Below are 24,246 nucleotides of genomic sequence, written 5' to 3' on the forward strand. Positions count from 1 at the left end.
CAGATAAAGAGACGAGCAAGTGACGATGAAATTAATTGCTTGTTAGAATTTTTAGCTAAAACTTGTGCCAGTAATCAGGAAAGAAAGGAAAATTACACACATAGCAATAAGATCTTGATTAATTCAGGTGTTGGGCTGCTGGCATGCGGCATCGTTATTTGTTTGTTCAATAGCCGCCTGGTAGTCCATAAATCAAATTATCTCGCTTAGATGTTCAACAACAATTGGTTATTTGTAATAACTATGTTATTTTAGCCGTTTGAAAAATCATTTATACCCGATTATTTAATTGTAACGTGAAGAAAATTCTAATTACCGGTGGTGCCGGCTTTATCGGCTCTCATGTAGTACGCCGTTTTGTAAATAACTACCCTGAGTACGAAATTGTAAATTTAGATAAGTTAACTTACGCGGGTAACCTGGCTAATCTGACTGATATCGAGAACAAGCCTAATTACAAGTTTGTAAAGGAAGATATTACAGATGCGACAGCAATGTTTGAGTTGTTCAAGGCTGAGAACTTTGATGCGGTAATTCATTTGGCTGCTGAAAGCCACGTCGATCGTTCAATTTCTGATCCAACCGCTTTCGTTATCACAAACGTAATCGGAACGGTTAATCTATTAAATGCGGCCCGGGAATATTGGAAAGGCGATTACGATAAAAAAAGATTTTACCACGTGAGTACCGATGAGGTTTATGGTGCTCTGGGCGATGAAGGTATGTTTACTGAAACGACTGCTTATGATCCACATAGCCCTTATTCGGCTTCAAAAGCAAGTTCTGATCATTTTGTTCGTGCTTATCACGACACTTATGGCATGGACTGCGTGATTTCAAACTGCTCAAATAATTATGGCTCACATCATTTTCCGGAGAAACTGATTCCTTTGGCCATCAATAATATTAAAAATAATAAACCGGTACCCGTTTATGGTAAAGGGGAAAACATTCGCGACTGGTTATGGGTTGAAGACCATGCCCGTGCAATAGATGTTATCTTCCACAATTCAAAAACTGGTGATACATACAATATCGGCGGCCATAATGAGTGGAAGAACATTGATTTGATTAACCTCCTTTGTACAATTATGGATCAAAAACTTGGTCGTGAAGAAGGAACATCGGCAAAACTGATTACCTATGTAACCGACAGGGCCGGCCATGATTTGCGTTATGCAATTGATTCGAGCAAATTACAGAATCAGCTGGATTGGGTACCAAGCTTGCAGTTTGAAGAAGGATTAGCCAAAACAGTTGATTGGTACCTGCAAAATGAAGACTGGTTAACGAATGTAACATCGGGTAACTATCAATCATACTACGAAAAACAATACAATCATAAATAATGGAAATTCAGGAAACAGGCTTAAAAGATTGTATCATCATCAAACCGAGAATTTTTGAAGATCCCCGGGGTTATCTTTTCGAGAGTTTTAATAAGAAGACTTTTGAAGAAAAGACAGGTTTATCAGGTAACTTTGTTCAGGATAACCAATCTTTCTCCTCTTACGGCGTAATCAGAGGCTTGCACGCGCAATCGGGCGAATTTGCCCAGGCTAAACTGGTTCGTGTACTTAAAGGTGAAGTTTTAGATGTGGCCGTTGATGTTCGTCCCGGCTCTCCTACCTTTGGCAAACACATCTCGGTGCGTTTAAGTGCTGAGAACAATTTGCAATTATATGTTCCAAGGGGCTTTCTACATGGCTTTTCTGTTTTAAGTGAAACGGCAGAGTTTTTTTATAAGTGTGATAATTTTTATCAGAAATCTGCAGAAGTAGGCATCATGTACAACGATGCAGATTTAAACATTGATTGGATGGTGCCGGCCGATAAGGCATCGGTATCAGAAAAAGATTTAATCCTCCAACCCTTCTCTTCGTTAAAATAATATGGCTAAAATATTGGTAATTGGTGCGGGTGGGCAGTTAGGGCAATGCCTTAAAACCGTGGCAGAGCGAAGAGGTATCGATGATATCGTTTTTCCCTCAGAAAAAGAAGCAAATATTTTGGATGCTGAAGGATTAAATACCTTACTTCAAAATGAAAAGCCATCTTTCGTAATCAACTGTGCTGCTTATACGGCAGTTGACAAGGCCGAGGATGAAGTAGAATTATCAAAAGCAATTAACGAAACCGGTGCCGGTTACCTTGCGAATGCATGCAAAGGCAACCAGGCAACCTTAGTACATATTTCTACAGATTTCGTTTTTGAAGGTAATGAAGTAAAACTTCTGAAGGAAGATGATGTGGCCAATCCAATTAACGTTTATGGCCTTACCAAATTATATGGCGAGAAAGCGGTTGAGGCAAACCTTGCTGAGCATTTTATCATTCGTACCAGCTGGCTGTATTCGGAATATGCAAATAACTTTGTTAAAACCATGCTTAAACTTGGTGCAGAGCGGGACGAACTGGGTATTATTGCTGATCAGGTTGGAACGCCAACCTATGCCGTCGATTTAGCCAATGCAATTTTCGACATTATCACAGCAGGAAATAACAGCTATGGCGTTTACCACTACAGCAATGAAGGCGTAACCTCTTGGTTTGATTTCGCCAGGGCGATATTCGATATCAGCGGAACAGCTGTTAAGGCGAATCCCATTCCGGGCTCCGCCTACCCAACCAAGGCCAGGCGCCCTGCATTTTCTGTAATGGATAAAACTAAAATTAAAGAAACATTTGGGCTAAATATTCCTTATTGGAGAGATAGCTTAGCTATTTGTATAAATGCAATAAATAGTAATAAATTTAATGAAACATATAGATAGAGGATTTTGCAGGCATTTGTATAAAATCTAAAATCTAAAATCTAAAATCCAATGAAAGGTATAATCTTAGCCGGCGGTAGCGGAACCCGTTTACATCCTTTAACTTTAGCTTGCAGTAAACAAATGATGCCGGTTTACGATAAGCCGATGATTTATTACCCGCTGTCTACACTAATGCTCGCGGGCATTAAGGAAATTCTAATTATTTCGACGCCTCACGATTTGCCAAACTTTGAGAAGTTGCTCGGCGATGGGGCGACACTTGGTTGTAAATTCAGTTACGCTGTTCAGGCAGAACCAAATGGTTTAGCACAGGCTTTTGTTATCGGTGAAGAGTTTATCGGTAAAGATAAGGTTGCCTTAGTGTTGGGCGACAATATTTTTCATGGCGATGGAATGGCCAAATTATTACAGGCAAGTTCTAACCCTGAAGGTGGGGTTGTATTCGCCTACCAGGTTTCCGATCCGGAACGTTATGGTGTGGTAGAATTTGATGCTAATAAAAATGCGATTTCAATTGAAGAAAAACCAGTCCAACCTAAATCTGATTATGCAGTTCCCGGATTGTATTTTTACGATAACGAGGTTGTGGAAATTGCAAAGAACATCAAACCTTCTCCAAGAGGTGAGTACGAAATTACCGACATTAACAAAGTTTACCTGGAAAGAGGGACACTAAAAGTAGGGGTTTTAAGTCGTGGAACCGCCTGGTTAGATACCGGAACGTTCACGTCACTGATGCAGGCAGGTCAGTTTGTTCAGATTATTGAAGAACGCCAGGGTTTAAAAATAGGGTGCATCGAGGAAATTGCCTATAGAATGGGATTTATCGATGCAGATCAGCTTAAAGCGATAGCCACCCCACTGGTTAAAAGTGGTTACGGCGCATATTTGTTGAAACAAATTAAATAATTTCTTAGCAGGTTATTCAAAGCGACCCGGGCTTTAAGCTAGGGTCGCTTTGATTTAGTTCAGCTTCGAAATACATCAGTTGTACGCATCCGGGTAAATCTTTCAGGCCCTTATAACAGCGCCATAAAAATCTTCCTTTATCCTATTAGGCTGCCGTGGGGATGAAATCAGATTACTTAGTCTTTTCGTAGCGCCTATACATCATGCGCCGGTTTTTAAACAAGTCTTTTTTTTATCTTTACCGCATAAACGAATAAATGGACAACAAAACGCGGATTGCAATTATTGGGTTAGGTTACGTAGGCTTGCCATTGGCAATTGAGTTTGCTAAAAAATATCCGGTTATCGGCTTTGACACGAATGAAAGCAGGATAGCAGAATTGAAGCAATGCGCCGACGCCACCCGTGAGGCCAATTTAGACGAACTGCGGGAAGTTTTAAATCTTCAAGGCGAAACTGGTTTGCAACTTAGCGCCCATCTCCCGGATATCAGTTCATGTTCTGTTTACATTGTTACCGTTCCAACGCCGATTGATCATTTAAAAAGGCCTGATTTACAACCGCTTCTTGCCGCCTCAAAAATGCTTGGCATCGTATTAAAGAAGGGAGACATTGTAATCTACGAATCGACGGTTTATCCCGGCTGTACAGAAGAAGATTGTGTGCCTGTGCTCGAGAAAATTTCCGGGCTGGCATTTAACGAGGATTTTTTCTGCGGCTACTCCCCTGAGCGGATCAATCCCGGCGACAAAGTAAATACGCTTACAAAAATCAAAAAAGTTACCTCCGGTTCAACGCCCGAAATTGCAGCTCAAATCAATGCGCTTTACGCCAGCATCATTACCGCAGGTACGCACCTGGCACCGAGCATTAAAGTTGCCGAAGCATCTAAAGCGATAGAAAACGCACAGCGGGATGTTAACATATCTTTCGTAAATGAGCTGGCATTAATTTTCGACCGAATGGAAATTGATACCTCAGATGTATTGGCCGCCGCTTCCACGAAGTGGAATTTTTTAAATTATAAGCCAGGCCTGGTTGGCGGGCATTGTATTGGTGTCGACCCTTATTACCTTGCGCACAAATCTGAATCTCTCGGCTACAAGCCGGAAGTAATCTTATCTGGTCGCCGGGTAAACGATAATATGGGTATGTTCGTTGCCAATAAAGTAATTAAAATGATGGTGGCCGCAGACAAAACCATCAAAAATTCACGGGTACTCATTTTAGGCTTCGCATTCAAGGAAAACTGCCCTGATGTGAGAAACACAAGGGTTATCGATATCTACAAAGAACTAAAATCATTCTCTATCAACGTTGACGTTTACGACCCCTGGGCAGATGTTCAGGTTGTAAAAAACGATTATGATATTGACTTATTGGAGGTGGAGCCTACGGAACCTTACGACGCAATTATTTTGGCTGTTGCCCATCAAAAATTTCTCAGTTTTGATTTCCGGTCTTTCAAGAATCAAGGGTGCATCATCTTCGATACCAAATCCTTAATTGACAGGAATTTAGCTGATGCGAGGTTGTAAATTGAATAACTAGAAATAACTTGTTGATTTTAGACTTTCATGTCACCGATAATATTATATATATTTGCAGGCTTATAATCTATGAATTAATTTATGAAGGTTGCTCTTATAACGGGTGTTACTGGACAAGATGGTGCCTACCTAGCGGAGTTTTTGCTAAAAAAGGGATATTTTGTTCACGGAATAAAAAGAAGGAGCTCGCTTTTCAATACAGATAGAATTGATCACCTTTATCAGGATCAGCATGAGAAAGATGTCAATTTTAAACTGCACTACGGCGATTTAACCGATTCAACCAACCTAATCCGGATTATCCAGGAAATTCAGCCAGATGAAATTTACAACCTGGCAGCAATGAGTCATGTTCATGTGAGTTTTGAAATGCCGGAATATACTGCAAATGCAGACGGCTTAGGCACTTTAAGATTGCTCGAGGCCATCCGCATCTTAGGTTTAACTCAAAGAACTAAAATTTATCAGGCCTCTACGTCAGAATTATATGGTTTGGTGCAAGCAGTTCCCCAAAGCGAAACTACTCCGTTTTACCCACGCTCACCGTACGCTGTAGCAAAAATTTATGGCTACTGGATTACGGTGAACTATCGCGAAGCTTATGGTATGTTTGCCTGCAATGGTATTTTATTTAACCATGAAAGCCCGTTAAGAGGCGAAACATTTGTGACGAGGAAAATCACAAGGGCGGCAACGAAGATTTCTTTAGGTCTGCAGAACTGTCTGTATCTTGGTAACCTTTCTGCTCAGCGGGATTGGGGCCATGCAAAAGATTATATCGAAGCCATGTGGCTGATTCTTCAACAAGAAAAGGCAGAGGATTACGTAATAGCAACCGGCATTACCACCACTGTACGTGATTTTGTACGCATGAGTTTTGCCGAACTGGGTATTGATATCGAATTCTCGGGCAAAGATGAAAATGAAAAAGGCGTGGTTATTAACGTCGACGAAGAACGGGCTCTAGCTTTGGGTTTAAATGCCGAAACGTTAAAACTTGGACAAACTGTTGTTAGGGTTGATCCAACATATTTTCGCCCAACGGAGGTTGACCTGTTATTGGGTGATCCAACCAAATCAAAAACACAGTTGGGCTGGCAGCCTAAATATGATTTGCGTGCCCTTGTGGAGGACATGGTACTTTCAGATCTACATTTAATGAAAAAAGATGACTACCTTAAACAAGGGGGTTTCAAAACACTAAATTATTTTGAGTAAACGTGAGCTTGAATGACTCAAAAACAATACCTATGAAACAAAAAATTTTTCTTTTACTATCCCTCATTCTTTTACTGTTCATCTTTACAACGGATGTATTTGCGCAGAGCAATTATGGATCTGTTAAAGTAGATGAATTATCTGATATACAAATTAGACAACTAATTCAACGTGCAGAGGCTTCAGGATACAGTGATGCACAGTTGGAACAAATGGCTGCTGCTCAAGGCATGAAAGCGGAAGAGGTTTCAAAACTTAAGATGAGAGTCGAAAAGATAAGGAAACAAGGCAACTTGTCAACAAGCACTAAGCAAAGTGCGGCTGTAAGTGGAAACAATTCGAATAGAACCGACAGGCAATATCTTGGCGATTCAAGCGATAGTACCGGTTATAGTCAGCCAACAAAGCAAGAGTTAATTGATAAAGCTTTTGAAGATTTGAAGCCTAAAATATTTGGCTCTGAACTTTTTAAAAATTCCAACATTACTTTCGAACCCAACCTGCGAATGGCAACACCTGCAGGTTATGTTATTGGACCTGATGATCAGCTACTAATTGACCTTACTGGCGACAATGAAGCGAATTATGATTTGAAAGTTAGTCCGGACGGTTCCATTCGTATTGAATATGTTGGTTTGGTTAAAGTCGGAGGACTAAGTATCGAAGAGGCAAGGTCTAAAATCAAATCATTAATGTCGTCAACCTATCCGGGTTTACGCTCGGGCAGAACGAACTTAGCCATTAATCTCGGAAACATAAGAGGAATTAAGGTTATATTAAATGGACAGGTAACCAAACCTGGTACTTATACGCTAAGTTCATTATCAAGCGTATTCAATGCCCTCTATGCGGCTGGTGGACCGAACGATAATGGTTCTTATCGTAAAATTCAGGTGGTTAGAAACAACAAAGTTGTTGCTACAGTCGATTTTTATGACCTAATCATCAATGGAATGCAAAAGGGCAACATCCGTTTACAGGACCAGGATGTAATTAACGTTCCGGTTTATGAAAACCGTGTTGAAGTAGTAGGTGAAGTAAAAAACCCGGCTATTTTTGAAACAGTAGCCGGAGAACACTTTCAGAACGTTCTTAACTTTGCGGGTGGATTCTCAAATATCGCGTACCAATCAGCCGTTAAAGTTTTTCAGAATACAGCGAGAGAAAGAAAAATCAGCGATATCTTTGCAGCAGATTTTAATACCTACGTGCCAAGAAATGGTGATAAATTCTTTGTTGAACCGATTTTAGATCGTTTTGAGAACCGCGTCGAGATTAGTGGTGCTGTTTTCAGGCCGGGCTATTTCGAACTTGAGAAAGGCATGACGCTTAAGCAATTGATCCAAAAAGCAGATGGATTGAAAGAAGATGCTTTTATGAGCAGGGGTTACATTTCAAGATTAAATCCGGACAATACCGCTGGCTTGGAAGCTTTCGATGTAGCTGCCATTATGAATGGTAGCCAGCCGGATATCCCGCTTAAAAGAGAAGACCGGATAACCATCTCGTCAATTTTTGATTTAAGAGAAGAATATAAAATTACTGTACAGGGCGAAGTAAGAGAACCAAATCAATTCCCTTATGCGGAGAACATGAGTCTTGAAGATGCGATACAAATGGCCGGCGGTTTTAAAGAAGGCGCTTCACCGAGTAGAATTGAAATTTCCCGACGTGTTCGCAACAGCGATGTTTTATCTAAGTCTGCAAGTACCGCCGATGTTTATACGGTCAACATTGATAAAAATTTAAAATTGCTTTCGGATACAACGTTCAGATTACAGCCCTTTGACATCATTTCTGTAAGGAATGCTGAAGGTTATGTAGTTCAAAAGCAGGTCAAAATCGAAGGCGAAGTATTGTACCCAGGTACTTATACCATTAAAAGCAAGGATGAGCGGATTTCAGATTTAGTGAAAAGAGCTGGTGGCTTGACCGTTTTAGCTTACAGCGATGGTGCTTCATTGAAAAGGCCAGGAAAAGATACAACCTTATTCCAAAGCCAAAAAGATTCTTTACAAAGGGAGTTAGTAATTAAAAGAGCAAAATATGGTAGCACTTATTCCATGCAGGATTTGATTCGTGACAGTAAATCCGATGAAAGAAGAGAGGAAAATCAGGCTAGGATTATGAACTTGCAACGTTCAACGCAGTCGGGTGTAGATACCACTTCTTTCAGTAAACAAGCCCAAATTATCGCATCCGATATGGTGGGTATTGATTTAACAAAGATTTTAAAAGAGCCGGGCAAGCGAAATGATTTATTATTAGAAGATGGTGATATAATTAGAGTACCTAAACAACTACAGACTGTGCGTGTTAGCGGCGAGGTTTTAAATCCTAACAATATCGTTTTTAAGTCTGGTAAAAGCTTCAAAAACTATGTGAACGGTGCTGGTGGCTTTACAGCAAGTGCACTAAAGGGTAGAGCTTATGTTAAATATGCTAATGGATCAGTTGAAGGCGCAAGAAGCTTTTTATTCTTTAACAACTATCCAAGGATTAAACCTGGCGCAGAAATTTTAGTCCCAAAACGTGCTGAAAGAGAGAAGATTACTGCTGCGGCCTGGATCGGTATTGGAACAGGATTGGCATCTTTGGGTGCAATAATAGTGAGTTTGCTAAGGTAAGTGTCAATTGTTGAGATAGTTTATTTTTTGGTTACTACTTAAATAATCATGGCTCAATAGTCAAAACGTAAAGAAAATGGCAAGAGAAAGTCAGGGAAATATAGTTAATGATAATGATGAGGTTTCGGTAAGAGAAATCATAGTTAAAATAATCGATTGGTGGCGTTATCTTTTGTCTAAGTGGCTGATTATACTAGCCTGTGGGGCCCTTGGTGGTGCTTTGGGTTTCACATATGCTTATTTTAAAAAGCCGGTTTATACGGCAACTACAACTTTCGTTCTAGAAGACCAAAAGAGCACCGGCTTAGGGAGTTTAGCAGGTTTAGCATCAATTGCAGGGGTAGATATCGGGGGCGCCGGGGGGGGGCTTTTTCAGGGTGAAAATATATTAAGTTTATACAAGTCCAGAGCAATGTTACAAAAGACATTACTGACACCTATTGAAATAAATGGTAAAAAATTACTTTTGATCGATTTGTATATTGATATCAATAAATTGAGAGAAAAATGGAAGGCTAAGCCTGAATTGGTCAATTTGCAATTTTCTTCCAATGAAGGAATTCAATCTAAAAGATTAGTAAATTCTCTCCGAATTCAAGATAGCATTTTAGGTGTCGTCGTTACAGACATAAATAGAAGTTACCTACAGGTAACTAAGCCTGACAAAAAACTAAGTACAATTGAGGTTGGTGTTAAGGCTACTGATGAGGCTTTTGCTAAAAAGTTAAATGATGAATTGGTAAAAAATGTAAATCAATTTTATTTGAATACCAAGACAAAAAAAACCCTCCAAAATGTGAATATCTTGCAGCATAAAACGGATTCTGTCCGTGCTGTGATGAACGGTGCAATATATTCAGCTGCTGCAGTCGCAGATGCTACCCCAAATTTGAATCCCACTCGCCAAGTGCAACGGATAGCTCCAGTACAGCGTTCCCAGTTTTCTGCGGAAACAAATAAAGCTATATTGAGTTCGTTAGTACAAAATTTAGAGATGTCTAAGTTGAGTTTAATGAAAGAGATGCCTTTACTAGAGATTATTGACCGACCAATATATCCCCTGAGTGTCGAGAAAACTAGCAAGTTTTATGGAGTGATTATGGGAGGATTTATTTTAGGATTTTTAGCTATTCTTTTCTTTTCTATCAAGCGATATCTTGAAATCGTAATTAAGGATTAAATATCGTTATTTATCAATCTCAACTTAATTCAAGATATGAGTTTACGGAAGCAGGCGTTATCGGGTATAGTATGGACTTACAGTCAGCAATTTGGTGGACAGCTCGTAACTTTTCTTGTTTCGCTCATTTTATCGAGGGTTTTAATCCCTGAAGAATTTGGGCTAGTGGGAATGCTAACTGTGTTCGTTGGGATCGGAACCGTATTGTTTGATGGAGGGCTTACAAGTTCTCTAATTAGAACCAAGGAGCTAGATGCCGCCGATTATTCGACAGTGTTTTATTTCAATTTCGCTTGTAGCGTCTTGATATATTTGATTCTATATATTTCAGCGCCATTTATAGCTGACTTTTATCATCAGCCTCAGCTCGAGCTTATCGCCCGTATTTATGGCTTAACGTTTATAATCACCGCATTCGGTGCCGTACAAAATACAATACTGACCAAGGAATTAAAATTTAGAAAACAAGCATTAATTACTATTTCTTCTCTGATTATAAGCAGTACATGTGGAATAACTTTAGCTTTTTTAAAGTATGGTGTCTGGAGTCTTGTTATCATGGCAGTAGTAAATGCATTTATAAATAGCTTGTTGCTCTGGTTAACGACTGGTTGGTATCCGATTAGAGTTTTCGATAGAGAAAAGTTTAATAACCACTTTCATTATGGATACAAATTAACGCTTTCTGGTATATTGGATATTATTTTTACCAATATATATCAAATAATCATTGGGAGAGTATACTCGCCTACTCAAGTTGGATACTATGCCAGAGCCAACTCATTAATGATGCTTCCAGTTGGCAATATCTCTGGGGCATTAAATAGAGTAGTTTTTCCAATCTTTTCAAAAATCCAAGACGATATTCCAAAACTCAAAGCAGCTTATAAAAAAATTATGCTTATGGTGTTATTTATTATTACACCTGCAATAGTTTTTATGGCGGTATTAGCTCAACCTTTAATTATTTTTTTATTTTCAGAGAAATGGTTAAAGATGGTTCCAATATTTCAGATTATCTGCCTAACTGGCGTCTTATACCCAATACATATGTATAATTTAATAATATTACAAGTAGTTGGTAAAAGTGATCTTTTTTTGAAGCTGGAAGTCTTCAAAAAGATAATTGTCGTCATCATATTGCCTATATCTTTATATTTTGGTTTTTATGGATTACTCTGGGGGCAACTCATATCATCCGTTCTAGCATTGTTTATAAATACACACTACGCTGGAAAAATATTAACTTACAGCATGTTCGCCCAACTTAAAGATCTACTTCCTGTTTTTCTTTTTGCATTAATTTCAGGTTTAATTATATACCTTATAGATCGCCAATTGATTGAACAAAGTAATATCATCAGATTAGCGACTGGGAGCATATTAGGCCTTAGTACTTACATCCTCATCTCATGGGCATTCAAATTTGAAAGCCTCGCTGACATTAGAAATTTTATCTTAAAAAAATGATACCAGTAACGAAACCTTTTCTCCCACCAATCGCAGACTACCAAGAATATTTAGAAGGAATCTGGGCTCGGCAATGGTTAACCAATATGGGGCCACTTGCAAGTAGCCTTGAACTCAAGTTAAAGGAATTTTTAGGAGTGAACCACTTGCTTTTTGTTACAAATGGGACAGTTGCACTTCAGATGGCCATAAAGGCTTTGGAGTTGAAAGGTGATATAATTACTACACCTTTTTCCTTTATCGCTACAACAAGCTGCATCGTTTGGGAAAATTGCAATCCAGTATTTGTTGATATTGATGAGCACTCTTTAAATATCGACGTTAGTAAAATTGAGGCCGCTATAACAAAAGATACCTCAGCTATTTTAGCTACCCATGTATATGGAAATCCTTGCGATGTTATAGAGATCGAAAAAATAGCAAAAAAACACAACTTAAAGGTGATATACGATGCAGCTCATGCTTTTGGCGTAAAAGTTAACGGGCGCTCGATTTTTGAATTTGGAGACGTTTCGACCTGTAGCTTACACGCAACTAAACTTTTTCATTCGGGCGAAGGTGGATTAATAGTCACTAACAGTAGTATTCTACTAAAGAAACTCGCTTATATCAGAAACTTTGGGATCTCAGGATTTGACACGTTTGCAGAATTAGGTATTAATGGGAAAAATTCAGAATTTCATGCGGCGATGGGTCTTGCTAATTTGAAATATATACACGCCATCGATACAAAAAGAAGATTACTTTTTGAACGGTACTCTGAAAAGCTAAGAAACATGAAAGTGAAAGTTCCGGTTTGGCATCAAAAATCACATAATAACTATGCCTATTTCCCGGTAATCTTCGACTCTGAGGAGTTGATGTTAAAATGTATTGATATATTAAAGTTAAATGAAATAGGGAGTAGAAGATATTTTTTTCCATCTTTGGCTTCCGCTCTGCCATATCTTGAACCAAAAGAAATGTCTGTAACTGACGATATTGCAAAAAGAGTTTTGTGCCTACCTTTTTATTATGATTTGACGATAGAAGAAGTTGATCATGTCTGCAGACTTTTATTACGCACACAAAATAATTAAAATGAAAAAGGTCTTAATAATATCAGACAATTTACAATTGTGTTTACGCACTCTACCAATATTCGAGGAATATTCACACGAATTTGAGTTCGATTATTCAATCAGCCCATTTTCAGACAAAAAACAATTTAACGAAAAGCTTCTGGGGGCTGTTAAAGTCTTTGATTTAAGATTGGAAGCCGACGTTAATTTGATAATAAAGCATTACTCGTTAGTTATTTCCATTCATTGTAAACAACTTTTTCCCGAAAGTCTGATAACAAACATTAGATGTATTAATATTCATCCTGGTTACAATCCAATAAATCGGGGCTGGTATCCCCAGATATTCTCTATCATAAATGATAGCGAAATTGGCGCTACGATTCATGAAATCGATGAAGATATTGATCATGGAAATATCATAGCTAGATCTTTTGTGAAGAAAGAGATGGTTGATACTTCCAAAAGCTTATATGACAAAATTCTAGAAAAGGAGATTGAATTATTACGCGACAATATAGAAGCTATTCTATTCAATACTTACGATACAATTGTCCCTGAAGATGAAGGGAATTTATATTTAAAAAGGGATTTTAAAGAATTGTGCAAACTAAATTTGGAAGAAAAACTAACAATGTTAGAAGCTATTAATAGACTGAGGGCACTGTCTCATGGAGAATTAAATAACGCATATTTTATAGACCCAGATACCGGTCAAAAAATATTTGTAACTCTTAATTTGAAATACAGCTGATTGTTTCAAATGAGTTCTTAGAATGCGTTTTTATTAAATAAAAAATATTAAACTACTCATGACAAAACCACTTCTAAGTGTAGTAATGATTACATATGGACATCAAGATTGTATTGAGCAAGCTGTAGATAGCGTCTTGATGCAAGTAGGTGAATATGACCTTGAACTGATCATTGCCAATGACAGGTCACCCGATAGAACAGATGACGTTGTAAAAAGGATTCTGGATACAAATGAAAGAAGCCATTGTATAAAATATTTTGTAAATGAAACTAATCTAGGGATTATGCCAAATTTAGTGAAGGCAATGCAATCCTCAAGTGGTAAATATATCGCAATTTGTGAAGGAGATGATTACTGGACTGACAAGCACAAGTTGCAAAAACAACTCAACTTTCTGGAAAATAATGCTGAGTATTCTATGGTTTGCCACAATGCGATGAAGGTTTATGAAGGCATTGATAAAATGCCCAGCCTTTTTACGTCAAATAAAACCTCATTTGATATACCAATGTCGACCATTATAAATAAATGGATAATTCCAACAGCTAGCATGTTCTTTAGGCGGAAGTTTATAGACACGCTTCCAAATTGGGTTAACGATATATACAGTGGTGATTATACACTCGCGCTTCTATTACGCCATAAAGGTAAAGTTCATTTTATGAATGAGACAATGTCTGTATATCGCATAAATTACTCTGGGTCAAGTGCAAGCGCTTTATATGGAAAGAAATTAGCATTTGTCACCGAACAACAAATTAGATTACTGAATCATTTTGATGAACTGACTAGCAGCTTGTATGCTAAAGATATACGTTCAAAGATTACAAACTTAAAGAAAGAGCTTAGATTTTACAACCTTAAGTCACGAAGTCTGCTTCGGGCTTTTGTTAATATGCCATTTACTTTTTCTAAAAGAATGATAACCAGATTTTTAAGAAGTTTTCAATAGATGTATGATCTGAAAATATCAATCAGCAGTGTTAAATACTTTGTGTTTTTGCTATTGATTTATTTGTTTATATATAATCCTCCATTCGCATCTTTGCCGATTTCCATCATGGAGATACTTTTAATCATAGGATGTGTATATCTAAGTATTCAAAAAAAGTGGTTAATTCTAGCATCAGATTTTAAGGGCGAGTTGTTAATTTTTTTCATTATAATCACTTATTGCCTAGCAAGGGAATTTTTCGGTAGCTCTATTTTTTTCAGAGTCAATATTTTCTTTCTTACTCAAACCATATTCCTTCCTTACTTTTTGGTAAGTGCTTACTTTAACATAAAAAATCACAACAATCTCATTAAGGATTTAATTCTCGTGGGAAGTGTCGCTGCATTCTTCACTCTCATTATGATTTTGCTTCCCTCAGTTGCTGATTTTATAAGATATCAAGTGTTGAAAACAGATGATTTTACCGAATTGGTATCTTTTCGGTCATTTGGTTTATCAGAAGGTTTAACATTTGCCTTTGGCACTGCTCAAGGAATCATTTTTGCTCTCGCTCTTTTTAATGCAAAAAAAAATCCTTCATATTATTTTCTGCTCCCACTACTGTTGCTGTCTATAATTTTCAATGCCAGAGTTGGATTAGTGCCGGTTCTTTTTAGTCTTGTTTATTTTACTGTTCTAAAACTCAATATAAAGTTATTACTTGTAATCGCATTAATTACCATATTATTTTATTTAGTGATTTTCCAAACTAGCTTATTTAAGGATTATGCTCAAACCATTGAGTGGGCATTCGACTTTTTTTTGCAATCATCGGATTTTATTAGCGGTCAATCGACTGCAGATACCAATACATTTGATACGCTTTTCGGGCGAATGGCTGTATTGCCAACTGACATTAATGGTTGGATTTTCGGCAGTGGTGAAAACATTTTTACTTCAGAGCAGAATAATTCAGACATAGGTTATCTAATACAGTTGAATTATGGTGGAATTACATACCTGATTTTATTATTTTCGTTAGTATTTTATATGCTTTTCAGAATGAGAATAATTAACAAACAATATAGGTGGCTGATTTTGTTGTTTGCAATAACTATTTTACTCAGCAATGTTAAAGGGTTATTCATCGCCATTATTCCAAGCTTTCGACTTATAGCTTTAATCTATGTTTATCTAATTTTGGAGCGTAAAAATAAACAACTTGATGCACAAATTTCAAACGATGACTTATTAAACCATATTCATGGATAAAAAAAAACACTTAAATCCCTTCAAGATCATTGTGGTGACTTTCGACTACTTTCCTGACAACTCACCTAACACTTATCGGTGGCATAATATATTGAAAGAATGGGCGATTGATGGGCACGAGGTTTTTGTAGTTTCTGCTCAAAAAGCTGGATTCTCTGCTTTTGAAATTGTCGAAGGAGTAAGAGTTTATCGAACAGGAAAGTCTTGGTTTGAGACGCTAAAGTCGAAGTTACCTAAAACTAAAGTACTTGCCGGTCAGAACAATCAGACTGAATCGTACCTTATCAAAGAATCTACAGCCAAGCGTATTTACAATGCTACGTTTAAGAAAATTTATTTTCCTGATTTTGCTTTTCTTTGGCTTAGCCCAGCTAAAAAATTGGCTTCAAAGTTGATTCAAGAACATAATATAAATAATTTAATTACCGTATCGTGGCCATTCACAGATCATTTAATTGGTTATCAACTGAAAAAAAGGCATAATATAAACTGGATAGCCGATACGATTGATCCATTTTATCTTAGTGATGCTGTTAACAATAGTTTTTTATATAAGAAGGCAAATTATCGATTGGAAAATAAAATCCTTTTGGAGGCATCGTATATTACCGTTTTAACAGAAAAACTAAAACAAAAATACCTCGAATTGTATCCTGGCCTGAAGGATAAAGTTATTGTAAATCATAATATATTTTTACCTTATGATTTGACTAGAAATATTAGGGGAAAAAGTAACAAAATCAAGCTTGTTTTCTTTGGCACGTTAACGCCGAAGTCGCGGTCGCCTATCACATTACTTAAATTGATGGCTCAAATTGATAGATTAAGTTTGGGGTCCAACATAGAATTGCACATTTATGGAGACACAAATCAATGCAATCGTGAATTTGGGGATTTCGAGTTTCTAATAAATAGAAACGTTTTTGTTCATGGGATAATCACGAAAGAGCAGGTAAAGAAATATGGTGAGTCTGCCGATATTTTAGTCAACATTGGAAATACAAATGAATATCAAGAGCCCTCAAAATTAATTGAGTACATATATTTACAGAAGCCGATTTTGAATGTATGTTCTATAGTAGATGACTCTTCGAAAGAAATTCTCGAACGTTATCCTATGAATTTCAACTTTTATAAGGGAGATTTGGACAATCATGATAAATTATCGCGGGTGATTAAATTTATCGAAAATGGTAATTCGAAGGCCTTTGACAGCAGCGAAGTTCTGCAGTTTTTAAAAAAATATTTAGTTGAATATGTGCAGGGTATTTATTTCAAACTGCTTACGTGATCCCTTGCCATTTATTAATATTGCCATTTAAACTACTAATGTGAAAGGTTATATATATTTGCCAGAAAAGTTAAATATCTTTGCACATCTATTATGAATTTAAAACCAACTTTTTCAATTTTAACGCCAACATACAATTGTGCAAAGTACATTTTAAGTAGTTGGCAAACCTTATGCTTACAGACTGAAACTAATTGGGAATGGGTAATCGTAAATGATGGCTCAACTGATGATTCTTTAGAAATATTAAATTCCTTGAAGGATGAAAGAATAAGGATCCATACTTACGATGACAATCGCGGAAGAGGTTTCGCTAGAAATTTGGCATTATCAAAGGCTTCTGGGGATATCATAGTAATTTGGGACATTGATGATCTGTATTTTCCGGATAGGCTTGAAAAAATAAAAAATGCTTTTCTAAATAAGGACATTGAATATTTTTGCTCCTATGCTTTGATAGTCGACAACCAGCTTAAGATAAAAGGTGTAAGAAGATTTCCTTCGGATATTGTATTTAATAAAAGTTTTGTTCACCCAACGTTAGCATTCAGGAGTTCTTTATTAGGTTCTTTAAAATACGGGGAAGGTGTTGCGGGTGAGGACTTCGAACTAATGGTTTTTCTTGAAAAGAAATGTAAAGGCTTTTTCTGCGAAGAATTCTTGATGCTGTATTTAGAGGATAGGGAGATAAATCTCTACAAAACCCTTCATTTTCACAAAAGTTTTGTTCAATCAAGTAAAAGGCTGATTCAAGAAAATGTTTTAAGGTTAACACCTTTAAGCAAGCTTAAATTTTATGCTACGGCATATCTTAAAACTATTATCCTTCACCTGATGAAAATCAAGCCAAGTTTATATCTTAAAACCGTGAAGTTCAGGCATCTCGAACTTCTGAACTTTGATGAGCTACCTCAATATAGAAAAAACTTTATAAATTCTTTGAAAAAATAGAAAAGCAGGCTCTTTGCAAATACAAACAAAATAATGGAAATACATAAAAAAACACTACTAATTACTGGCGGTACTGGGTCATTTGGTTCTGCCGTATTAAATCGATTCTTGCAGACGGATCATTTCAGTGAAATTCGAATTTTTTCACGTGATGAGAAAAAACAAGACGATATGCGGAATACCCTTAAGAGTGATAAACTGAAATTTTATATAGGGGATGTGCGAGATCTACATAGTGTAGAAAGAGCAATGCATGGTGTAGACTATGTATTTCATGCTGCCGCATTGAAGCAGGTGCCATCTTGTGAATTTTTTCCAATAGAAGCTACAAAAACAAATGTTTTCGGAACACAGAATGTAATTTCAGCTGCGATTGCTAACAAAGTAAATAAAGTGATTTGTTTAAGTACTGATAAAGCAGCATATCCAATTAATGCTATGGGAATCTCGAAAGCATTGATGGAAAAAGTTGCCATCGCAGCCTCCAGGGATTCGACCGAAACAACTGTATGTTTAACCCGATACGGTAACGTAATGGCGTCAAGAGGGTCGGTTATTCCTCTCTTTCTAAAGCAAATTCAAAGTGGACAAGCCTTAACTATTACTGATCCAAATATGACAAGGTTCTTAATGTCATTAGAGGACGCCGTTGATTTGGTATTGTTTGCATTTGAGCATGCCAATCCTGGTGATTTATTTGTTAACAAAGCACCAGCAGGAACTATTAGAGATTTAGCTCAGGCGCTTAAAGAATTGTGTAATGCCGACAATGAAATCAAAATTATAGGTACCAGACACGGTGAGAAGCTGTACGAAACCCTCTGTACGCGTGAAGAAATGATAAAAGCGCAAGATATGGGCGATTTTTACCGTATCCCGGCGGACAATAGAGATTTAAATTATGCACAATATTTCTCAGAGGGGGAAGAGGAAATTTCTGCTATAGAAGATTATCATTCACATAACACTGAGCAACAGGGTGTAGCAGGCATGAAAAAACTTCTTTTAGGGTTGCCATTAATAAAGAGGGAAGTTTTAGGAGACTTATCGGCTGTGCAATACGCTGGATAATGGGCAACCAGGTAGATTGCATAAAGGGGGGTACTCATTCCGATCATCGCGGTACTTTATCATTCGTTAATGATTTTGATATGAGTCAAGTGAAGCGGTTCTATCGAATTAGGCACAATGACACTGCTTTCATTAGGGGTTGGAGGGCGCACAGAATTGAGCAACGGTGGTTTCATGTTATTGAAGGTGGTTTCAAAATTAATTTAATCAAAATAGACGATTGGACGAAACCTTCTCCTGCACTTAGTCAGCAAGAGTTTGTTCTACAAGCTGCTGATAATGTCGTGTTACATGTTCCCAAAGGATATGCAAGCGCAATTTGTGCAATTAAAGCGGACTCTGAGGTTATGGTATTTGCAGATTACTCGATTGAACACGCTAAGAATGATGATATTTTATTTCTAATAGATTATTTTAAAGCATAATTAATAAATGAAACTGAGAATAGGTATTACAGGCCAAGAAGGCTTTGTAGGACAGCATTTATACAATTCATTAGGATTGTATCCTGAAGAATTCGAGCAAATTCCATATCACCAAAGCTTTTTTAAAAATCCGCTACAGTTAGAAAATTTCGTGAGCCAATGCGATGTGATTGTGCATTTGGCGGCAATGAACAGGCATAACGATCCACAGATTTTGTATGATACCAATATCGACTTGGTAAAACAACTTATTGCTGCGTTGGAAAAAGCAAATAGCAAGGCTCACATCTTGTTCTCTTCGTCTTCACAAGAAGAAAGAGACAACTTGTATGGCAAAAGTAAAAAAGAAGGGCGTGAACTATTTATAAACTGGGCAAAAAGAGCAGCAGGGACTTTCACAGGCTTGGTCATCCCAAATGTTTTTGGTCCTTTTGGCCACCCTTACTACAATTCATTCATTGCAACCTTTTCACATCAGCTTACTCATAACGAACAACCAAAAATCGACGTAGATGGGGATGTAAAATTGATTTATGTGGCTGAACTTGTTGATATTATTCTTAATGAAATTCGAAGTAAAAAAGGTAATCCAGTTTTACTAATCCCCGAGACTTCAACCCATAAAGTTTCTCAAATTCTAAGCTTATTAGAAACCTATAAGGAGCAATATTTCCTGTCTGGAATAATCCCGCAAATTAATTCCCGATTTGAATTAAACCTCTTTAACACCTTTAGGTGTTATATCGATATCAAAGAGCATAACCCAGTTAAACTTGTAAAAAATACTGATGCGAGAGGAGCTTTTGTAGAGATTATTCGATTAAATGTTGGCGGGCAGGTCTCATTTTCTACAACAGTGCCGGGTATCACAAGGGGAAATCATTACCATACACGCAAAATTGAAAGATTTGCAGTGATTAAAGGAAAAGCATTAATCCAGTTGCGGAGAATCGGTACTGATGAAGTTTTAAACTTTTATCTTGATGGAAACGAGCCATCTTTTGTCGATATGCCAATCTGGTACACTCATAACATCAAAAACATTGGTGAAGAGGAGCTATATACCAATTTTTGGATAAACGAATTTTACGACCCTGCAGATGCAGATACTTATTTTGAGACAGTTTAAATTATAAGAAAACATAAGATTGATGAAAGAGAAATTAAAAGTAATGACGGTTGTTGGTACTAGGCCAGAAATCATAAGATTGGCTAGAGTGATGGCTGCTTTGGATGCATCAGATGCAATTGAGCATGTAATTGTACATACAGGTCAGAATTATGATTATGAATTGAACCAGATCTTTTTTGATGATCTGGCTATTCGTAAACCAGATTTCTTTTTAAATGCCGCAGGTAAAACGGCTACAGAAACTGTTGGGCAGATTTTAATTAAAATTGATCCACTATTAGAAACCGAACAGCCAGATGCTTTTTTAGTTTTGGGCGATACTAATAGCTGTTTATGTGCTATTCCTGCAAAAAAACGCCACATACCTATTTTTCATATGGAAGCCGGAAACCGATGTTTCGACCAGCGTGTTCCTGAGGAAACTAACAGAAAAATTGTCGATCATGTATCTGATGTAAATTTAACTTATAGCGATATTGCAAGGGAATACTTGTTAAGAGAAGGCTTACCAGCTGATAGAATCATCAAAACTGGTTCGCCTATGTTTGAAGTGTTAACGCACTACATGCCATCAATTGAAAACTCAGATGTGTTAGCTAAATTGAAATTAGAAAAACACAAATATTTTGTAGTCTCCTCACACCGTGAAGAAAATATCAGCAGTGAAAAAAACTTTACCGGTTTAATGGAAAGCCTAAACCTCATTGCTGAGAAGTATGGTTATCCAATTATTGTAAGTACACATCCACGTACTCAGAACATGATTAATGCAAAAAAAATCGAGATGCGACCTGAAGTGCAATTTTTAAAGCCGATGGGCTTCAATGATTACAACGCTTTACAAATGCATTCTTTTGCCGTATTATCTGATAGTGGTACGATATCTGAAGAGTCCTCAACTTTAAATTTCCCCGCATTAAATTTAAGAGATGCTCATGAACGCCCTGAAGCGATGGAGGAAGCATCTGTAATGATGGTGGGTATGAATAAGGAGCGCATTATGCAGGCACTTATACAACTTAAATATCAAAAAAGAGGCGCTGAAAGAAACTTTAGGAAAGTAGCTGATTATTCTATGCCAAATGTTTCTGAAAAGGTTGTTCGTATCATTATTAGCTACGTTGATTATATTAAAAGAGTTGTTTGGAGCGAATGATATAAATGAATATACTATTTTTAACATTAGTAGAGATTAATGATATTAAAGAGCGTGGAATATATCATGATTTATTACGCAAATTTAGTAGTAAAGGTCATGATGTAACCATCGTGACACCAGTCGAAAGAAGAAAGGGAATTGCAACTAACTTAGCGGAAAAAAATGGTGTTTCAATTTTGCAAGTAAGAACATTTAACATTCAAAAAACTAATATCATAGAAAAAGGTATCGGTACTCTTGCAATAGAATTCCAATACCTGTCTGCAATTAAAAAATATGCTTCGAATAAAAAATATGATTTGATTATTTATTCAACACCTCCTATTACTTTCTATAAGGTTATAAAATATGTTAAGGAAAAAGATAACGCTTATGCTTACTTGCTTTTAAAAGATATTTTTCCTCAGAATGCAGTGGATATGAAACTGATTAAAGAAGGTAGTATAATTCATAAGATCTTCGAAAAAAAGGAAAAAGCCCTGTATCAAATCTCAGATACAATTGGCTGCATGTCGCAGGCGAATGTAGATTTTCTATTGAATCACAACCCCGAAATCAGTAAAGCCAAAGTGGAGGTGAATCCTAACACGATAGAGCCAGTTGCTTTTAACTATTCTCACCAACAGAAAATGGCAATCCGCGAAAAATATCTTATTCCAACCAATAAAAAGGTTTTGGTATATGGCGGAAATTTAGGGAAGCCACAAGGTTTAGATTTTTTGTTGGAAACTATTTTAATGACTGAACTCAATGAGGCATTTTTTTTAATCGTTGGTAGCGGAACAGAATTTCCAAGGATAGAAAATTGGTTTAAGGAGCATAAACCAACTAATTCAAAACTTTTACAATACTTACCAAAAGAAGATTATGACCAGTTGTTATCAGCGTGTGATGTGGGACTAATATTTTTAGATAAAAATTTTTTAATACCTAATTTTCCTTCAAGATTATTATCGTATTTAGAAATGGAAAAGCCAGTACTTGCTGCAACAGACCCGAATACCGACATTGGGGATATCATTGAATTTGCCAATTGTGGTTACAAAGTGTCTGCAGGTAACCAAACAGAAATGCAGAGCAAATTAAAAAAATTAGTTTTAGAGGATGATCTACATGAACTTGGTAAAAATGCAGGAATTTTATTGTTAAAGGAATATCTGGTAGACAGGACTTTTAATCTAATTGCTGAAAAGAGATAAGCATGTATAAGACTTTTATAAAAAGATTGATTGATATAGTAGCTGCTTTGTTAGGCTTGTTGGTTTTAAGTCCTATTTTTGTTGTGGTATTTGTTGGATTGTATATAGCAAATGATAAAAAACCTTTTTTTTTCCAGTTACGACCGGGAAAGGGTGGCAAGTTATTTAAAATCATCAAGTTTAAGACGATGAATGATAAGAAGGATTTAAATGGCGCTTTATTGCCAGATGCTATGCGTTTGACTAAGGTGGGTGTATTTGTTAGGAAAACTTCCTTGGATGAAATACCGCAGCTATTAAATGTTTTGTTAGGAGAAATGAGTTTAGTTGGCCCGCGACCGTTATTGCCAGAGTATTTACCGCTGTACAGCACTGAACAAAACAAAAGGCATAATGTAAAACCAGGTGTTACAGGTTGGGCTCAAGTAAATGGTAGAAATGCAATTGGTTGGAGCGAGAAATTTGAGTTAGATGTTTGGTATGTTAACAATCTCTCATTTGCATTAGATGTTAAAATATTGTTATTAACTATAAAAAAGGTAATTAAGAAAGATGGTATTTCAAAAAGCGGTGAAGCTACCATGTCTAGATTTGAAGGGTAAAAATTATGATTAAAGATATTGCGATTATTGGGGCTGGAGGCTTTGGGAGAGAAGTAAAAATGCTAATTGATCAGATAAACTTAGTTAGGCCACAGTTTAACTTTTTAGGTTATTATGATGATGGGATCGCTCTAGGTACTCTGATTAATGGCTATAGCGTTTTAGGAGGCATTGAGGATATTAACCTTATAACCGAAGAAGTATATATAGTGGTTGCAATTGGCTTGCCTTCCTTGAAAAGGAAATTGATTGAAAAAATTACTAATTCAAACGTTAGTTATCCTATATTAATACATCCCAATGTTATTTTAGGTGAAGATGACGTATCTATTGGCGAAGGGACTATTGTTTGTGCAGGAAGTATGATTACTGTGAATATTAAAATAGGAAAGCATGTAATATTTAACTTAGGTTGTACAGTTGGACATGATACGGAAATTCACGACTATTGCTCATTTATGCCCTCTGTTAATGTTTCTGGGGAAGTTGTGATTGAAAATGAAGTTTATGTTGGTACTGGTGCTAAAATTATAAATCAATTATCTATTGGAACAAAGACAATAGTTGGAGCAGGAGCGGTTGTTTACAAATCACTTCCTGCTAATTGCACAGCTGTTGGCATCCCGGCCAAGCCAGTAAAGTTTAACGATTAATATATATA

22 protein-coding genes are annotated in these 24,246 nt (G+C 36.8%); all 22 read left to right on the plus strand.

The features are described from left to right. Positions 1–296: 296 nt before the first annotated feature. The 22 genes from rfbB to AC0IWT_RS18065 all read left to right on the plus strand — a co-directional run bounded on the left by rfbB (position 297) and on the right by AC0IWT_RS18065 (position 24,238). Positions 297–1,349, plus strand: coding sequence for a dTDP-glucose 4,6-dehydratase (gene rfbB, locus AC0IWT_RS17960; RefSeq protein WP_471798206.1), 1,053 nt, complete (start codon positions 297–299; stop codon positions 1,347–1,349). Further along, on the plus strand, positions 1,349–1,891 hold the full coding sequence (gene rfbC, locus AC0IWT_RS17965; RefSeq protein ID WP_471798207.1) for a dTDP-4-dehydrorhamnose 3,5-epimerase: 543 nt from the start codon (positions 1,349–1,351) through the stop codon (positions 1,889–1,891). Before rfbB ends, rfbC begins: the two co-directional genes overlap by 1 nt. A gap of 1 nt (position 1,892) precedes the next feature. Then, entirely contained in the window at positions 1,893–2,774 is an 882-nt protein-coding gene (rfbD, locus tag AC0IWT_RS17970) for a dTDP-4-dehydrorhamnose reductase (RefSeq protein WP_471798208.1), read from the plus strand. 51 nt (positions 2,775–2,825) lie between these two features. Then, a complete protein-coding gene (rfbA, locus tag AC0IWT_RS17975; RefSeq protein ID WP_471798209.1) occupies positions 2,826–3,686 on the plus strand; it encodes a glucose-1-phosphate thymidylyltransferase RfbA in 861 nt (286 codons plus the stop codon). Between the two features lie 257 nt (positions 3,687–3,943). After that, complete coding sequence (locus tag AC0IWT_RS17980; RefSeq protein WP_471798210.1) at positions 3,944–5,224, plus strand: nucleotide sugar dehydrogenase; 1,281 nt, start codon at positions 3,944–3,946, stop codon at positions 5,222–5,224. 93 nt (positions 5,225–5,317) lie between these two features. After that, on the plus strand, positions 5,318–6,454 hold the full coding sequence (gene gmd, locus AC0IWT_RS17985; protein WP_471798211.1) for a GDP-mannose 4,6-dehydratase: 1,137 nt from the start codon (positions 5,318–5,320) through the stop codon (positions 6,452–6,454). A gap of 32 nt (positions 6,455–6,486) precedes the next feature. Further along, positions 6,487–9,081 (plus strand): SLBB domain-containing protein, encoded by a 2,595-nt coding sequence (locus AC0IWT_RS17990; protein ID WP_471798212.1) that lies wholly within the window; start codon positions 6,487–6,489, stop codon positions 9,079–9,081. A 76-nt stretch (positions 9,082–9,157) separates the two neighbouring features. Continuing rightward, complete coding sequence (locus tag AC0IWT_RS17995; RefSeq protein ID WP_471798213.1) at positions 9,158–10,261, plus strand: Wzz/FepE/Etk N-terminal domain-containing protein; 1,104 nt, start codon at positions 9,158–9,160, stop codon at positions 10,259–10,261. A gap of 36 nt (positions 10,262–10,297) precedes the next feature. Next, positions 10,298–11,731, plus strand: a complete 1,434-nt coding sequence (locus AC0IWT_RS18000) for a lipopolysaccharide biosynthesis protein (RefSeq protein ID WP_056870461.1) — start codon at positions 10,298–10,300, stop codon at positions 11,729–11,731. Continuing rightward, positions 11,728–12,810 (plus strand): DegT/DnrJ/EryC1/StrS family aminotransferase, encoded by a 1,083-nt coding sequence (locus AC0IWT_RS18005; RefSeq protein WP_056870462.1) that lies wholly within the window; start codon positions 11,728–11,730, stop codon positions 12,808–12,810. The genes AC0IWT_RS18000 and AC0IWT_RS18005 overlap by 4 nt, the downstream gene beginning before the upstream one ends. A 1-nt stretch (position 12,811) precedes the next feature. Beyond that, positions 12,812–13,546, plus strand: a complete 735-nt coding sequence (locus tag AC0IWT_RS18010) for a dTDP-4-amino-4,6-dideoxyglucose formyltransferase (RefSeq protein ID WP_471798214.1) — start codon at positions 12,812–12,814, stop codon at positions 13,544–13,546. 58 nt (positions 13,547–13,604) lie between these two features. Further along, positions 13,605–14,501, plus strand: a complete 897-nt coding sequence (locus AC0IWT_RS18015; protein WP_471798215.1) for a glycosyltransferase family 2 protein — start codon at positions 13,605–13,607, stop codon at positions 14,499–14,501. A 108-nt stretch (positions 14,502–14,609) separates the two neighbouring features. Beyond that, a complete protein-coding gene (locus tag AC0IWT_RS18020; protein ID WP_157274865.1) occupies positions 14,610–15,755 on the plus strand; it encodes a hypothetical protein in 1,146 nt (381 codons plus the stop codon). Then, positions 15,748–17,046 carry a glycosyltransferase family protein gene (locus AC0IWT_RS18025; protein ID WP_056870466.1) on the plus strand — a complete coding sequence of 433 codons (1,299 nt, stop codon included), beginning with the start codon at positions 15,748–15,750 and terminating at the stop codon, positions 17,044–17,046. Before AC0IWT_RS18020 ends, AC0IWT_RS18025 begins: the two co-directional genes overlap by 8 nt. 93 nt (positions 17,047–17,139) lie before the next feature. Then, the gene (locus tag AC0IWT_RS18030; protein ID WP_056870467.1) at positions 17,140–17,997 is read left to right on the plus strand and encodes a glycosyltransferase family 2 protein; all 858 of its coding nucleotides are present in this window, start codon (positions 17,140–17,142) and stop codon (positions 17,995–17,997) included. A 33-nt stretch (positions 17,998–18,030) separates the two neighbouring features. Continuing rightward, positions 18,031–19,068: a polysaccharide biosynthesis protein gene (locus AC0IWT_RS18035; RefSeq protein ID WP_471798216.1), complete on the plus strand. Its 1,038-nt coding sequence runs from the start codon at positions 18,031–18,033 to the stop codon at positions 19,066–19,068. Next, a complete protein-coding gene (locus AC0IWT_RS18040) occupies positions 19,068–19,493 on the plus strand; it encodes a WxcM-like domain-containing protein (RefSeq protein WP_471798217.1) in 426 nt (141 codons plus the stop codon). The genes AC0IWT_RS18035 and AC0IWT_RS18040 overlap by 1 nt, the downstream gene beginning before the upstream one ends. 7 nt (positions 19,494–19,500) lie before the next feature. Next, positions 19,501–20,622 (plus strand): polysaccharide biosynthesis C-terminal domain-containing protein, encoded by a 1,122-nt coding sequence (locus AC0IWT_RS18045; protein WP_471798218.1) that lies wholly within the window; start codon positions 19,501–19,503, stop codon positions 20,620–20,622. 22 nt (positions 20,623–20,644) lie between these two features. Continuing rightward, positions 20,645–21,781: a non-hydrolyzing UDP-N-acetylglucosamine 2-epimerase gene (gene wecB / locus AC0IWT_RS18050; RefSeq protein ID WP_056870471.1), complete on the plus strand. Its 1,137-nt coding sequence runs from the start codon at positions 20,645–20,647 to the stop codon at positions 21,779–21,781. A 5-nt stretch (positions 21,782–21,786) separates the two neighbouring features. After that, the gene (locus AC0IWT_RS18055) at positions 21,787–22,983 is read left to right on the plus strand and encodes a glycosyltransferase family 4 protein (RefSeq protein ID WP_471798219.1); all 1,197 of its coding nucleotides are present in this window, start codon (positions 21,787–21,789) and stop codon (positions 22,981–22,983) included. Between the two features lie 2 nt (positions 22,984–22,985). Continuing rightward, the gene (locus AC0IWT_RS18060) at positions 22,986–23,585 is read left to right on the plus strand and encodes a sugar transferase (RefSeq protein WP_056870473.1); all 600 of its coding nucleotides are present in this window, start codon (positions 22,986–22,988) and stop codon (positions 23,583–23,585) included. Positions 23,586–23,590: 5 nt separating this feature from the next. Next, positions 23,591–24,238 carry an acetyltransferase gene (locus AC0IWT_RS18065; protein WP_471798220.1) on the plus strand — a complete coding sequence of 216 codons (648 nt, stop codon included), beginning with the start codon at positions 23,591–23,593 and terminating at the stop codon, positions 24,236–24,238. The last annotated feature ends 8 nt before the right edge of the window (positions 24,239–24,246 follow it).

Source organism: Pedobacter sp. AC464, from assembly GCF_979253075.1.